Here is a 13,695-nt window from a genome sequence, read left to right on the forward strand (position 1 = left end):
CCGACGGCCCCGTCGTCTACGAAGCCACCTTCTCCACCATCCAAGCCGCACGCGGACGCAAAGGCGGCCGCGCCCGCAGCTCGGAGAGCATCGCTAAGAGCGTCGCTGCGGCTGGTCGCGCACGCGGCGCACAGTCGAGCGAAGCTGCGGTGCAGCTCCGCTCAACCGCAGCTGGGCTGCTGCTCTCGTGAGTGCCGCGACCCCAGGCCGGCGGAACATGACTGCCCGCGAGGCTGCGGCAGAGCTCGGGGTCACTCCCCGCACCGTCCGTGCCCTCGTCGCTGAGCCGCGAGCCGAGTACCTGGCGCGAGCTAAGGCTCGCCGCGATCGCGTCGTCGCGCTCCGCCGTGAGGGGCTGACACGCGGAGAGATCGCTGAACGGACCGGGGCCACCGTCGGAGCAGTAGGAGGGCTGCTAGCCCTAGCAGCCCAGAACGGGGAACTCCCCCCGGACTTAGGCATCGATGGCCGTCGCGGCCCGCGTAAGGCTCCCCGACCGCGCAACAACAAGCGCGACCACGCCTGACCAGGGCGACCTTGACGGCACTCCGCAGGTGACCATGCAAGTGAGTCGCACCGACCGCCCGAAAACGACCTTGCTCGGGTTCGGGCACACGGCGCATCCCGGCCGCAGTCGAGTCCAGCGCCGGGGTGCGTCGTCTCGCGGGCGTCGTCTCGGGAACACGGCCGCGTCCGGAGCAGGCGAGATCGGAGGGCGAGCGCCCGCTCCCGGCTCGGCGCCCGCGGGGCGCCGAGAAACCACCCCGCCCGGAAGCACGCGTTCACCGCCAATCCCGCTCGGCATCAATTTCTCACCGAGTCTGACTCCGGCGCTCCGGGCACTTCTTCACCTCTTCGCCGCCCCGCCGGAGAACTGGCAGAGCCACTCGATCCGAAAACGGAACGGTGCGCCCGGAACTCACTTTCAGACGATCCCTCAGAAGCGGCAGCGGCGAGAGGGAAACGGTGAATGCCTAATGATTGTTCAGAATGTAGTCGGACTAGGTCCCGGTCCGCTCCGGCTGGTTATCCCTGAATGGCGTTCCGGCACGCCGGCCGGGTCGATCGAGCAGGGCCCGGGCGACCGTCCGCCGGGACCTCGTCGGGGCTGCCCCCGCCCGCCCCGGCGATCACTCCGGGTGATTGTCTGGTTGTCCAGGTTCGTCCAGCCGCTTGTCCAGAATTTGTCTTGTCGGGTTGTCCAGACGAGACAACCCGGGGTGGGGCCTACGCGCGCGCGAGCCCCCACACGCGTAGGCCCCACCCGACCCGTGTTCGTCCAGAACTCGTCCAGCGACAAGACAAAGACAAGACAAACCTCGTGTCGGCGACGATCAGCAACCACACCCAGTCACCAGGTCCTGTGCGGACGGCGGGTCGTGTGGGACGGCAGCCGCCCGGCACGTCGGTTCCCTGTGGGGATTCCGTCTCGGTTTCGCGGTCGCCGATCCGCATTTCACCCGGAGCTGCCTGGCTCGTTCGTCGGCGGCTGGGCTGGTGTGTCTCTCGCGCCTGGCGGCCCGAGCGGATTCCCTGAGTCCGAATGATTCCCCCTCGGCGCGATGGGTGAGCGCGACGCGAAAAAAAGAGGGGTTCTGGCGATGGTGGGGCGTGATCGGGAAACCGACACCGGTGCGTCGCCGCTTTTCTTTCCGCGGGAAATGCCGTGGTGTTGGATTGCCGTCCGCAGGACCGTGTCGTGGGCTGGCTGTCCGCAGGACCCGGCCGCCGGCCGTCGGGGTCGGGTCGTGGTGTTCGGCTGCCGTCCGCGCAGGACCGGTGACGGTGGGTTGCGGCTCGGGGGTTGCCTCGCGGGCCGGTGGTGCGCTAGACAGGGAAGCGTCTGCGTCGGCGGCCTGCCGGGGTGGGCGACCGGACACCCCGGAGTGAATCCCGGGGCGCCGGTCTAACCGAACGACCTGAAATGACAGGTGAACGGCTATGCGGCATCCTGCCCGTGTACGGCGCGACGCTCCACCCCAGGGGCGCGTGCATGATCAGTCTTTCCCGCGCCGAGACGCGGGACTCCCTCCTGAACTGTCCGACTGTGCCCTTGAGCTGCGTGGATGGTTTCCCGACGGTGTCACCGAACACCTCGTCGACCGCATCTGGTCGGCGGTCGCTGGTGTGCCGTTGCCGCGTCCGGCTGTTGTCGGGTGGACCCGATGAGCGGGCTGAACGGTGCGCCGGTTCTCGACCCCGATCCGGTTCTCGACCACGAGCCCGAGCTGGTGCTCGGTCCGGGTGGTCGTGGTGTGCGTGGTCTGGCCCGGGAGGTCGCCCAGGCCCGGGCGGTGGTCGAGCTCCAGGACGACCCGGCCCTGACCGCCGCCCGGTCGGCGCGGGAACGCCGCGCGGACCGTCGGGTCGCCGAACGCCTGCGGGCTGCGGAGCGGGCCGAGCGTCGCCGTGCCGGCCTGGCCGAGATCGCCGCAGCGCGGCGGGAGCGTCGCGAGGCCCGCTGGTCGGGCCGCGCGGCCGTGTCGAAGGACCGGCTGCTGGACCCGAACCGGCGTCTGACCGCGACCTACCGCCGCTACGTCGGCCTGTCGTGTGTCCCGCCGGTGCTGATCGCGTTCGGTGTGCTGTTCATGTCGATCGTCGTCCACGACGGGGTCGTGGGTGTCGGTGGCCCGTGGTACGGCTACCTCATCGAGCCCATGGCCTCAGTCCTGCTGGTCGTGTCCCTGCTGGTCGGGTTCACCGCGGTGCAGAACGGCCGTGCCGTCCCCCGCGGGCTCTGGGTCCTGGACGCGGGCCTGGCCGGGGCGTCGATGGCGCTCACGGTGGTGCCGTGGGGCCTGCGCTACGGCTTCGAACCCGGCACCACCCTGGCCCACGCCCTGCCGCCACTCCTCGTCGCCGCCGCGGTGGTGGTGGCGCATGTGTTGCATGCGGTGTTCGGGCCGATCTTCACCGACCTGTATGACGACCTGCACGACGACCGCACCGGTCCGGGCCGCCTGGACGACACCTGCGCGGACACCGTGGTGCTGTATGAGCGGACCCGGCGTGCGGTCGCCGACGGCCACCTCACCGCGACGACCAGCGAGACCGGCACGACCGCGGTGTCGCGGGAGGCGATCCGCCGCAGTTTCGGTGTCGCGAAGGGCCGCGCCCAGCTGGCCGGGGACGCGTTCGAGCACGTCACCGCCATCCTGTCCCCGGTCGAGCTGGTCGGGCAGCCCACGGCGCGCCCTGATCACGCCGTCGCTGCGGCGGCCGAGCCCGCCGGGACACCTCGCCCGGCCCCGGATCGCCCGCCCCGCACCGCGGGCCGCCGGTCACGGCCCGCGCGTCCTGGTCCCCGCCCCGGAACGCTGTCGGAGTCGCTGCCGGGGCGGCTACCCGGGACGCTGGACGACGTGCTGTCCCGAACCGCGGTGGCAGTCTGACCGCCGCCGGTCCCCCGGGCGGGCGCGCCCGCACCCTGACCGGGCCGTCACTGGGCCGTGGGTCAGCTGGTCCACCACCCGACCGGTCCATTCGACGTCGTGTCCAGCACCGTGTCTAGTGGTGTCTAGCGCTGTATCGGCTCGTGTCCTGTAGTCGGTAGACACCCGAGTCCCCGCTGCGGCCTGCCTCCGGTAGGTCGTGGCGCGCCCCACCCCACCTGTCGGTGTCCGGTTCCTGCCTCAACATCCCCTTTTTTCTTCCTTTCGTGTGTGAGGTGTGTCTCGTCATGCCCGTTGACGTTTCGTCCCGTCGAACTCAGAAGACCCAGAAGTCTCAGCCGCCCCTGCAGGCGCCTCCGACCGCGCCGACCCAGCCGGTCGAGCCGACTGTCCCGGTTCCGCCGGTGACGGAGTGGCCGGCCCCGGAACCGGCCCCGGCCCCGGAACCGGGCGCGGCTGCGTCGGCGGTGCAGTCGGCGTTGTTCCCGCCGGACCGGGTGCGGGTCCGCCGCCCCCGGCACGCCTCGACCCAGCTGGTGTCCTCGGCCGCGGTCCCGGTCCTGGCCGGGGTCGGGCTGGCCGGGTGGTGGGTGTTCGTGCTGGTCGAAGCCCTGTTCCCGACCGCGGTGGATGGGTCGTGTCCGCGGCTGGTGATGGCCGTCGCGGCGGTGGTGGTCCTGGTCTGTGGTGCCGGGCTCGTCGCAGCCGCGTCCGGTGTCCCGGCCAGGACACCGGGAGTGCGCCGGTGACCGCGCGGGTCGCACACAACCGGTTGCGTCGGGTGTCGGTGCAGCGGGCGGCGTTCGCGACTGCCTACGGCCGCGCCCGCGCACCGGTCGAGCGCCTGGTCGCCGTGGTGTCCGGGCTGCGCGCCGCACTCCCGGCCACCGTGACCAGCGCGAGTAGCAGCCCGTCGACGAAGTCGGTGGCAGCGGAGGTGGCGCGGCGCCTGGACCGGGCCGCCGACGACCTCGCCGACCTCCTGGCCGAGGTGCACACCGCGCAGGAGAGCGCGGCGGGTGTGGTGATCCGCCGCCGCGCCCGATCCCAGTCGAGGAAGGACCAGTCTGATGCCGACTCCGCAGCCGACTCCGCAGCCGACTCCGCAGCCGACTCCGCAGCCGACTCCGCAGCCTGACCCACCCGAGCCCGACACCGAGGTCGCCGGTACCGCTGAGCCCGCGCCGCGACCCGGCCTCTACGTCGTCGACACCAGCGTCGACACCAGCGTCGACACCAGCGTCGACACCAGCGTCGATGCCGTTACCAGCGCCGGCACCGCCGAGAAGTCTTCCGGGCTGCCCGCCGAGGCGTCGACCACGACAGCGGACGAGCAGACGGTCACGCCGCTGGTTCCGTGGGATCAACGGGTCCTCGACTCTGTCGAACGCGTCCTGGCGGCCCGCCCGCGCTGGACTTCGGTGCCGCCGTCGTACGCCCAGACCTGGGCCTACTCCCGCCACGGCGACTGGACCACCGGTGAGGGCGGACTACTGCGCGCCGCCCACACGCTCCTGGTCCTGGCCGCGGTCGCCGTGTTGTTCCCCCTGGACTGGATCTTGAACGTGGTCCGGGACAAACCGATCGGCCTCGTCCTCGTCGCAGCGGTCGTGGTCCTGCTCGCCCTGGCCTACTGAAGCGTTGTCTACCGAAACGAAGGTGCTGTCATGTCGTGGTCGGTGCTGATCCCGAGTTCGATGCTGTCGCTGGGTGCGGTCCTGTGCGTCCTCGCGGTCCTGCTGGTCTACCTGGATGTCCCTGGTCAGGGAATCGAGTGGGACAAGGTCGCCGCCGTGTGTGCGCTGGTCGGCGGGTTCGGCGTCGGTGGCGCCGGCGCCGGCTGGATCGGCGGGCTGTTGTCGTCCCTGGCGGGTGGTGCGGTGTCGGGGGCGGGGGCGGCGACCGCGCAGCTGGTCGGGGTGTCGACGGTGGGGGCGGTCGGGTTCGCGGTCGGTCTGTGGGCCTATGCCCGGCTGCGTGGCGGCGGCATCTCGGCGAAGACGCGGACGAAGTCGCTGCTGGTCGTGGCCGGGCTCGGTGTGGTCGGCACCGTCGTGTCGACGATCCCGAACCTCTACGGCGCCGCGGATGCCCTGGTCGGGTCCTTCGCCGCCGCCCTCACCTGACACAGCACCCGATGACACCCGAGAAGAAAGCAGGAGGTGAGTGGGGGTGGAGGCGTTCTTCCTGACCTGTGTCGTGGTCGCGTTCTTCGTGACCAAAGGCCGCACCGACACCGCCGCCTACAGCAACGGCAAAGAGCCGCCCGGGCTGGTGCGGGCGCGGATGCGCCACGACCGCGGCGGCGGCGCCCGCACCGGGTCGGGGCGCCCGGTCGGGCGGGGCGCGTTCGGGCTGCTCGTGGCATCGCGGTGGGCGCAGGCGTGCCGGGCCGCGCAGCACCGCGGCGAGCATCGTGCGGCCCGGCGCCGGGCCTGGTTCGACGAGACCGCACCACAGCGCGACGCCCGCTGGCGCGACACCCAGCAACGCCGCCTGGATCGGGCGGACCGGGCCCGGGAACGGTGGGCGGCGGCCCGCGGCCTGACCACCACCAGCACCGGCACCGACGATCCCGGCGGCACCGGCGGTACCGGCGGTACCGGCCGCCCTGACAGCAGTGGTACCGGCGGGCCCGGGGACCCGGGCAGCACTGGTGGTGTGCGGCCGTGGGTCGGGCGGGGTGCCCGCCGCCGCCCGGACCACCCGGCCATCGGCACTGATGAGGGCACCGGCCAGGGCCCTGGCCGGGGTCGTGACCGGGGCGGCCGTCCGTCCGGGCCCGACCCGGCCGGTGTGTTCGACGGCGTCATCGACACCACCGACACCATCGACACCACCGAGGTCCCTGTGACCACCGATAACGACAGCACGACCGGTGGCGGCCCGGCCGGGGCGCCGGATCGCCCTGATTCACCGACTGCACCGAGTGGGACTGGAGTGAGTGAGATGTATGAGCAGGCTGTGACCCGCCTGACGTCGGCGGCGGACGAGGTCGCGGTGTTCGCGGCGAACCTGGCCGGATTCACCGACCGCCTGACCGGGGCCGGCTGGGGCCCCGAGGTCACCGGCCCGCTCGCGGAGTGCGGTCCGGTGCTGTCGGCGTGGGAGGCGTCCTACCGCGACACCGCCGCAGCGATGAAAGCCCAGGGCGACGCCGGACGCGCCGCCTACGACCAGGCCCCGTTCGTCCCCGGACCGCACGCCGTCCTCACCTGAACCCGCTCACCCAGCCCTGGGGTGTGGCTGTGACCAGCACAAATACGGTATGCAACGGATGGAGTGGACTGTGAGTGCACTGAACGCGGACGGGAATTTCGAGTCGATCACCGCCGCCCTGCGCGACGCCGCGTCGGACCTGGAAGGACTCGGGAGCTCGCATCGGTCGATCGCGGCCGAGTTCGAGACCTACGGCTGGACCGGCCTCGACGCCCTCGACGGTGCCGGGTCGTGCCAGGCCCAGGTCATCGACGCCCTGGTCACGACCGCGGAGAAGGTCGGCGCCGGCGGACAGACCGTCCTGGACGCGCTGACCGCCAACTCGATGATCACGAGGGCGTCGAAGGCATCACTGGGCCACAGCTGACCGGGCGGGTGGGTGCCCTGGACCTACCGCCAGTGCTGTCCTGCCTGCTGCCGGGCATCGGTTCCGACCTGCACGGAAAAGGATGTGGATCATGGGTGAGTCTCGTGGCCGTCGTGGCCGTCGTGGCCGTCGTGGCCGTCGTGGCCGTCGTGGCCGCTGCGCTGCGGCCACCGCTGGTGGTGGTGTGTCGCGGGCGACGCGGTTCGCCCACGCCGCACAACGCGCCGCACAGCGCGCCGAGCAGCGCGCCGAGCAGCGCGCCGAGCTGCGGGCCGAGTTGCGGGCGCAGCGGCGGGCCGAGAACCGCGCGAACCAGGCCGACGATGCCCAGGACGGCTCGGGAGTCCTGGACGGTGCCGGTCGGGCGGGTGGTGGTGATGATCGAGCTGAGAACGCTCGTCGGGTGCGGGTGGTCGAGCGGAATCGTCGGCGGCGGTGGCCGTGGGCGGCACCTGGGGTGGCCGGGGCGGCCGGGGTGGGCGGGTATTACGCGGGCGCGGCGTTGACCGTGCTGGCCGGGACGGCGCCGGGGGTGTTGGCTGTGCCGGCGGCGGCGGTGCCGGTGGTCGCGGCGGGTGCGCTCGCCGCCCGCTACCGGTCGGTGGTGGGTCGGTGGTGGCCGGAGCTGGCCGCGGGCGCGGCCGGGGCGTCGGCGCTGGCCTGGGGGCTGGTGGTGTCGGGTCCGTCGCCGTTGCTGGGGGCGGCCGCGATCTGTGGGACGTCGGTGGTGGGGGCGCGGTGGTGGCGGTCCCACCCGGTCGGGCCGGGCGTGGCCCGGCTGGAAGCACCCGATCCGGGGCCGGTGGCGGCCCCGCCGCCCGAGCATGATCCTTACTGTGTGGCGTGGGCGGAGACGAACGCGGCGAAAGACGGGAAGGTGCCGGGATCGCGGTTGACCAACCGGGTCGACGACGCTTACACGACGCGGTTCGATGTGGTGCTGCGCCGCGGCGTGCACACCCTGGCCGATCTGCAATCCCATCGGGCGCGGCTGGCGGGTGGGCTGGGGGAGGACGTCGAGCGGGTGTTGTTCGCCCCGGCCGGGCGGGGTGAGGGGGCGTGCCGGGCCCGGTTGACGATCATCCGCTCCGATCCGGTCGCGACCCCGCGGCTGTTCACCAGCCCGCGCACGGCCGAGGGTGTGATCACGGGTCCGGCGCGGCGCTCTGATGGTGGCGGTGAGGTCGATGTGGTCATGTGGGACGACCGGGGCACGGTGCCGACGATGGTCGTCGGTTCGACCGGCGGCGGGAAATCCGCGGCGGCGAACATCCTCACGGTCAGCGCGCTCTCGACCGGTGTGCTGAACTTGGTCTACGCCGACCCGAAAGGCAACTCCTCGACCGCTCTGGCGTCGCGGGCGCGGGTGGCGGTGATCGGCCGCGCCCCGGTTCTCGAGTTGCCGAAGCTGATGGCCGCGCTGCTGGATGCCCGCGCCCGGATCGCCGCTGATCTGGGTTCGGACCTGCTGTTCCCCAGTGCCTCGGTGCCGGGGTGGATGGTGTTGCACGACGAGTACTCCCTGGTCGCCGCGGATGCGAAGGCCGCCCAGTTCTGGACCGGTGCGGTGAACACCGTCCGCGCGCTGGGGGTGTGGGCGGTGGCGCTGAACCAGTCCCAGGGGCAGGCCCAGTGGGGGAACGATCATGCTCGGTCGGCGTTCGCGTCGCAGGTGATCGCGTTCCGCACCACCTCGAAATCCTCATCCGAGCTGGTCCCGGGACTGGTATTCGACCCGGCCGAACTCCCGATCGGTGATGACGGCCGTCCGGTGCCGGGGATGGCCGTGCATTCCGGTGTCGATGCGCCGGTGCGCTGGGACTGGCTGCCGACCGAGGCGGACGCGGCCCGGATGGCCGCGACCGGGCGGGCCGCGCCCGCACTGACCGCGACCGGGGCGTTCGACCGGTTCTTCGCCCCACCCGACCCGCACCCCCTCGATGAGGCCGCGCTCACCGCGGTGCTCGGCCCGCCGGTGGCGGGGCGCTGGCAGATCGGCGGCCGCGGCGCCACCCACGACCTCCCCGACAACACCGGCACCGGAGCCGGCGGCGGCGGTGGTGGTGTGCTGGTGCGGGCCCCGTGGGGACACCGCACCAGCACGCCGGTGAGTGCCGCTGCCGCTGCCGTTGCTGCTGCTGGTGTGGCCGAGGCCGAGACCGAGACCGAGGCCGAGACAGGGGCCGAGACAGGGGCCGAGGTCGGGTTGTCGCCGGTCGCGGTCGAGGTCCTCGCCCTGATCCGGGCCGGCACGGTGTCAACGGGGGCGGTGTCGACGGGGGCGTTGGTGGCGGCGTCGTGCGGGTCGAGGGCGGCGGTGCACGCCGCCCTCGACACCCTGATCGGGGCCGGGTTGATCGCCCGGGCCGGGCGCGGCCGCTACCAGGCCACCGACGACCGGGCTGGTGCGCGGGTCGAGACGGCCAGCAAGAATGCCGGGCATGAACGACCCCGCCCCTGACCCCGCCCCCGGTGCCGCCCCCGGTGCCGCCCCCGGTGCCGCTGCGGGTGCCGCTGCGGGTGTTGCTGCTGGTGAGAGTCCCGCTGCGGGTGGGGGGCGGGTGTGGCGGTTCGGTGCGGGCACGGTGCGCCGGATCGCCGCGGGGCGGAAACGGGCGGCGGTGGTGTCGGCGCCGGCGAACCCGGGGGTGAGGGTCGGGGAGGTGGTGTCGGTGGTCGTGGACGGCGCCGATGGTCGGGTCCCGATCCGGCTGACCGGGGTCGGCGGCCCGACCGCCCCGTCCGGGATGGCCGCGGCCGCGTCGACGGTCGGGGTGGCGTTGGCCGATGTGACCGTGCTGCGGTCCTGGGACACCTACTTCCGCACCCGACTCGAGAAGACCTCCGCCCACGCCCCCGCCACCGCCGCCGACGCTGAGCGGGCCGCCGACGCTGAGCGGGCCGCCGACGCTGAGCGGGCCACCGACGCTGAGCGGGCCACCGACGCTGAGCGGGCCACCGACGCTGAGCGGGCCGCGGATGCTGAGCGGTCGGGCCCGTTCTGGGTGGTGTCGTTCGAGCCCGCGGGTGCGGTGTCGGGGACGGTCCCTCAGCGCAGGTACGGGTCGCCGAAGCGGAAGCGGAAACCCGCCCCGCCCCCGGTCCCGAAGAAGCCGCCACCGGCGCCGCCGAAGCCGAAGCCGACACCGATGACGGCCCCGGATCAGTGGCTGGTGGTGACGCTGCCGTCGGGGCCGTCGGGGCCGTCGGGGCCACCGGGGTCGGGGGCGGTGGTGTCGATCGGGGCGGGGTCGCGGCTGCACCCGGCTGATGTCCCGGTGGTGTCGGGGCGGGTCGAGCAGGTGCTGGACCGGTTGCGGCCGGCGGCGGCGATGCGGCAGGCGGTGTCGCGGGTGGTGGATGCGTTGTTGGAGGAACGGGTGTGTGGCCCGGCCGGGTTGTCGGCGCCCGAGCGTGCCCGGGTGCGCGGCGATCTCGGTCCGGCTACGGCGTGGTTGGAACGGAACAAGCTGCTCGTGGCGGGGCCGGCGTTCAACCCGCGGCTGCTGGTGGGCCTGCGGGTGCATCGCAGCGCGGCCGGCCCGGTGGCCGCGCGGGCGGCCCGGCTGCGGCTGCTGTTGGGGAAGTTCCGGGCGTCGCCGGCGTTGTTGCAGAACTGGTGTCAGACCGGTCAGCTCGCGAGCCTGGAGTTCCGTGACGACGGCGCGGAGGGCCCGGTTCAGGCGCAGGTGTTCGTCATCACCGCGGTCGCGACCCTGCCCGACGATGGTGGGGTCGTGGAACGCGCCGGCAGGGCCACGTCGAAGAAAGCCGCCCAGCGCGCCGCCGCGGACACCCTCGTCCTGGCCCTCGCCGACTGAACACCGCCGGCTGAACACCGCCGACTGGGAGCCCGGTGGGTGGGTCCCGGTCGGTGGGTGGCGAGAATGCCGGGCATGAATTCCCTGGTTCCCGAGCCCACCGGCAGCAGCACCGCCGCTGTGAACACCGCCGCTGTGAGTAGCGACGACCCCGGCGGCGCCGGCAGCGCTGCGGATGCTGCGGGTTCGGGTCGGGTGTGGTTGTTCGGTGCGGGTGCGGTGCGGCGGATCGTGGCGGGTGGGAAGCGGGCGGCGGTCGTTCCGGCCGGCCGGCCCTGGAACCGGGGCCTGGCGGTCGGGGACACCGTGACAGCGGCGGTGGGGAAGGCGCGGGTGCCGGTGCGGGTCACCGGGATCGCCGGCCCGGTCAAGGCCGCGAAGGTCGAGGCGGTGGCGTCGGCGGCCGGGTTGACGCTGGCCGATTTCACTGTCGCGGCCTCGTGGGAGGCCTATCTCAAGGGTCTCGCCGGGGGTATGGGCAAGAAACTGTCCCGGGGGCCGTTCCTGGTGGTGTCCTTCACCGTGGCCGGTGAGGTGTCAGGGACGATCCCTGAACGGGACTACGCGCCGAAGAAGAAAAAGAAGAAGCCCACCGACACCCCGGCCCCGGAGACCGAGCCGCAGCCGACGACGACGAACGAGCCGAAGAGCGCATCACAGGTCCAGCCGACAGCGGCCCCGGCTCCGGCTCCGTCACAGCCGAAGACTGCACCGGCGCCGGCGACCCAACCGAACTCCGTACCGAACTCCGTACCGAATTCTGTACCGAATTCTGTACCGAATTCTGTGTCGAAGAAGTCGGGGCAGGCGGGGTGGTTGGTGGTGTCGGCGGCGACGCAGCTCCGCCCGAACAACCGGCTCCACCCCAGCGACATCACGGTCCTGTCGACGCGGATCTCGCAGGTGCTGGACCGGCGGCGGCCACCACTGGTGACTCGGCAGTCGTTGTCGCGGGTGATCGGCGCCTTGTTGGAGGCGCGGGTGTGCGGACCGGCCGGACTGCCGAAGGCTGTGCGGGTGCAGTTGCAGGCCGATCTGGGTGAGGCCACCGCCTGGTTGAACCGGAACAAACTGTTGCTGGCGGGGAAGGCGTGGAATCCGCGTTTGGTGGTGGGTTTGCGGGTGTATCGGCGGTGAGACCGGTGTCGTGCTGCTGGGGGTAACGGGGCGTCGGTTCGGGTGATGTTGGTGGGGGTCCCTGGCCTCCGTCGGGTTCGTCGCGGACAGTGACGTGGTGGTCGCCAGCCGTAGCAGTGGTCAGGGTGGGCAGCGTGGTCAGCGGGTGCTGTCCGGATACGGGTGTCCGGGTCTGTTCGAGGAAGACGATGTCGCTACCGTGGTGTTCGATCGGGCGGCGTTCGTCGACGCCCTCGAGTGTGAGCACCGGCGCAGTGAGTGCCGCCGTGAACGTCGTGAACGCCGTGCGCGTCGCGCTGGTGGAGTGGCGAGGCGGCCCGCTCACGCGGGGGTGTGGTGTGCGCTGGTGGTTCTCGGGAACGCGATCGTCCTGGCGATGATCATCATCGCGGTGACCTGGAACTAGTGAGGATGCGGGTTGTGTCTGTTCGCTGTCCGCTGTCAGACCCCTCCGGGGTGAGTCGTTGTCGGGGTCGGGGGCCGAGCCAATGACGTCGGAGCCGATGACGTCGGAGTCGATGGGGTCGGGTGATGTGCTCGTCATCGTTTCCCAGGACTTCATCCTGGCAGGGAAGGATCTTTATCAGGCTTCGTCTGTGCTGATGGATTTTCTGTCCCGGGCGTGTCGGGGTGGGGTGATCGTTGATGGCTATGCCGGGCCTGCCCGTGACACTCCGGTGGGTGCTGGTGGTGATCCCGATGATCGGGGTGGTGAGATCTTGACCGTGCGGGTCGAGATCGTCGCTGGTGGTCGTGATGCGGGTGCCAGTGTCGCTGTCGAGGTGCTGCACCGTGGGTTCCACGCTCTGGGGACGGCACTGCCTGACCAGTACACCGCTGATGAGATCCAGCTCCTCACCATCGCCATCGGCGGGGACGGTCTGCACGTCACCTGTCTCGACCGGGACGCGGCCTACCGCCGCGCCGGCATCACGCGGTAGCGCGGGCCGGGGAACGACGAGTGATCGGCGACGTGGTTTCTCGAAGCATGTTATTATCGTTGAAATCGTCGCTGCCGGGCTCGGGTTCCTGAATATGTTGCACCTGAATGTGTGCTGTCGTGTGTGGGTGAGTGGTTATCGTTTTCCAGCCTGTTTTTTCTGATGCTCCTCGGTCGAGAAGGACCCCGACGACCCCGACGGCCCGGTCGGGTGGGGTGCCGGTGCGGCGGTCTGGTGGCCGTGTCGGGGACAGCACTCATCGTGTGGGTGGGGGGCCGGTGGAGGAGCGGTCGTTCTACTGCCGGGAGTGCAAGGCGGTCGCGGTCGGGTTGTCGGTCCCGGCCGGCTGGTATCTGCTGCGCCGGGCTCTGGACGGTGGCCGGGACCTGCGGTTGGGGTTGTACTGCTGTGTGGGGTGCCTGCTCGCGGCCGGGGACACCCTTCTGGAGGGTGAAGAGGATGCGAGCCGGCGTTGGGATCTGCCGACCGAGCGGGACCGGGCGCGGGTGGTGGAGCGTGCGGAGACGATGATCCGGGCGGGGCGGACGTTACCTCAGGCGGCGGAGTCGTTGAAGGTGCATCCCACGGCGTTGCGGTCCTGGCTGCAGGCTGCGCACATCCCCACCACGATTCCCGGCCCTCCCGCTGTCGAGACGCCGAAGCCCGTGTCGAACCCCGTGTCGAACCCCGTGAGGACTCCTGTGTCGAAGCCTGCCGCGAAGTCGACGTCGACGTCGGGTGGTGGGCGGTCGCCGGCGGTGTCGGATCAACCGGTGTCGGATCAGCCGGTGGCGGTGGATGCTGCGGCGGAACGG

14 protein-coding genes are annotated in these 13,695 nt (G+C 71.9%); all 14 read left to right on the forward strand.

Annotated features, from left to right (window positions below; translation table 11 throughout):
* Nucleotides 1-191: hypothetical protein (locus FVA95_RS32230; protein WP_205015985.1), on the forward strand; the 191-nt coding region annotated here is incomplete at its 5' end.
* A 1,974-nt stretch (nucleotides 192-2,165) separates the two neighbouring features.
* Nucleotides 2,166-3,395 carry a hypothetical protein gene (locus FVA95_RS25210; protein ID WP_149666360.1) on the forward strand — a complete coding sequence of 410 codons (1,230 nt, stop codon included), beginning with the start codon at nucleotides 2,166-2,168 and terminating at the stop codon, nucleotides 3,393-3,395.
* A 404-nt stretch (nucleotides 3,396-3,799) separates the two neighbouring features.
* Entirely contained in the window at nucleotides 3,800-4,144 is a 345-nt protein-coding gene (locus tag FVA95_RS31415; protein WP_162557700.1) for a hypothetical protein, read from the forward strand.
* The gene (locus FVA95_RS31810) at nucleotides 4,141-4,533 is read left to right on the forward strand and encodes a hypothetical protein (protein ID WP_193564420.1); all 393 of its coding nucleotides are present in this window, start codon (nucleotides 4,141-4,143) and stop codon (nucleotides 4,531-4,533) included. The genes FVA95_RS31415 and FVA95_RS31810 overlap by 4 nt, the downstream gene beginning before the upstream one ends.
* Nucleotides 4,466-5,032, forward strand: coding sequence for a hypothetical protein (locus FVA95_RS31815; protein ID WP_193564421.1), 567 nt, complete (start codon nucleotides 4,466-4,468; stop codon nucleotides 5,030-5,032). Before FVA95_RS31810 ends, FVA95_RS31815 begins: the two co-directional genes overlap by 68 nt.
* A gap of 30 nt (nucleotides 5,033-5,062) precedes the next feature.
* Nucleotides 5,063-5,521 (forward strand): hypothetical protein, encoded by a 459-nt coding sequence (locus tag FVA95_RS25225; protein ID WP_149666362.1) that lies wholly within the window; start codon nucleotides 5,063-5,065, stop codon nucleotides 5,519-5,521.
* Nucleotides 5,522-5,567: 46 nt separating this feature from the next.
* Nucleotides 5,568-6,614, forward strand: a complete 1,047-nt coding sequence (locus FVA95_RS25230) for a hypothetical protein (RefSeq protein ID WP_149666363.1) — start codon at nucleotides 5,568-5,570, stop codon at nucleotides 6,612-6,614.
* A 70-nt stretch (nucleotides 6,615-6,684) separates the two neighbouring features.
* Nucleotides 6,685-6,981, forward strand: a complete 297-nt coding sequence (locus FVA95_RS25235; RefSeq protein WP_149666364.1) for a hypothetical protein — start codon at nucleotides 6,685-6,687, stop codon at nucleotides 6,979-6,981.
* Between the two features lie 91 nt (nucleotides 6,982-7,072).
* Complete coding sequence (locus FVA95_RS31035) at nucleotides 7,073-9,442, forward strand: hypothetical protein (protein ID WP_161992437.1); 2,370 nt, start codon at nucleotides 7,073-7,075, stop codon at nucleotides 9,440-9,442.
* A complete protein-coding gene (locus FVA95_RS25245; protein WP_149666365.1) occupies nucleotides 9,423-10,802 on the forward strand; it encodes a double-stranded RNA binding motif domain-containing protein in 1,380 nt (459 codons plus the stop codon). Before FVA95_RS31035 ends, FVA95_RS25245 begins: the two co-directional genes overlap by 20 nt.
* Nucleotides 10,803-10,877: 75 nt before the next feature.
* On the forward strand, nucleotides 10,878-11,939 hold the full coding sequence (locus FVA95_RS31040) for a hypothetical protein (RefSeq protein ID WP_161992438.1): 1,062 nt from the start codon (nucleotides 10,878-10,880) through the stop codon (nucleotides 11,937-11,939).
* A gap of 94 nt (nucleotides 11,940-12,033) precedes the next feature.
* On the forward strand, nucleotides 12,034-12,345 hold the full coding sequence (locus tag FVA95_RS25260; protein WP_149666368.1) for a hypothetical protein: 312 nt from the start codon (nucleotides 12,034-12,036) through the stop codon (nucleotides 12,343-12,345).
* A gap of 97 nt (nucleotides 12,346-12,442) precedes the next feature.
* On the forward strand, nucleotides 12,443-12,880 hold the full coding sequence (locus FVA95_RS25265) for a hypothetical protein (protein WP_149666369.1): 438 nt from the start codon (nucleotides 12,443-12,445) through the stop codon (nucleotides 12,878-12,880).
* A 278-nt stretch (nucleotides 12,881-13,158) separates the two neighbouring features.
* Nucleotides 13,159-13,695 (forward strand): hypothetical protein (locus tag FVA95_RS25270; RefSeq protein WP_205015986.1); only part of this gene is annotated, 537 nt, incomplete at its 3' end.

Source organism: Pseudonocardia sp. EV170527-09 (assembly GCF_008369905.1).
Classification (GTDB): Bacteria; Actinomycetota; Actinomycetes; order Mycobacteriales; family Pseudonocardiaceae; genus Pseudonocardia.

Coding starts and splice junctions, on each gene's coding strand:
- FVA95_RS25210 (WP_149666360.1), top strand. CDS start 2,166: ATGAGCGGGCTGAACGGTGCGCCGGTTCTCGACCCCGATCCGGTTCTC.
- FVA95_RS31815 (WP_193564421.1), top strand. CDS start 4,466: ATGCCGACTCCGCAGCCGACTCCGCAGCCGACTCCGCAGCCGACTCCG.
- FVA95_RS25225 (WP_149666362.1), top strand. CDS start 5,063: ATGTCGTGGTCGGTGCTGATCCCGAGTTCGATGCTGTCGCTGGGTGCG.
- FVA95_RS31035 (WP_161992437.1), top strand. CDS start 7,073: ATGGGTGAGTCTCGTGGCCGTCGTGGCCGTCGTGGCCGTCGTGGCCGT.
- FVA95_RS25245 (WP_149666365.1), top strand. CDS start 9,423: ATGAACGACCCCGCCCCTGACCCCGCCCCCGGTGCCGCCCCCGGTGCC.
- FVA95_RS31040 (WP_161992438.1), top strand. CDS start 10,878: ATGAATTCCCTGGTTCCCGAGCCCACCGGCAGCAGCACCGCCGCTGTG.
- FVA95_RS25265 (WP_149666369.1), top strand. CDS start 12,443: ATGACGTCGGAGTCGATGGGGTCGGGTGATGTGCTCGTCATCGTTTCC.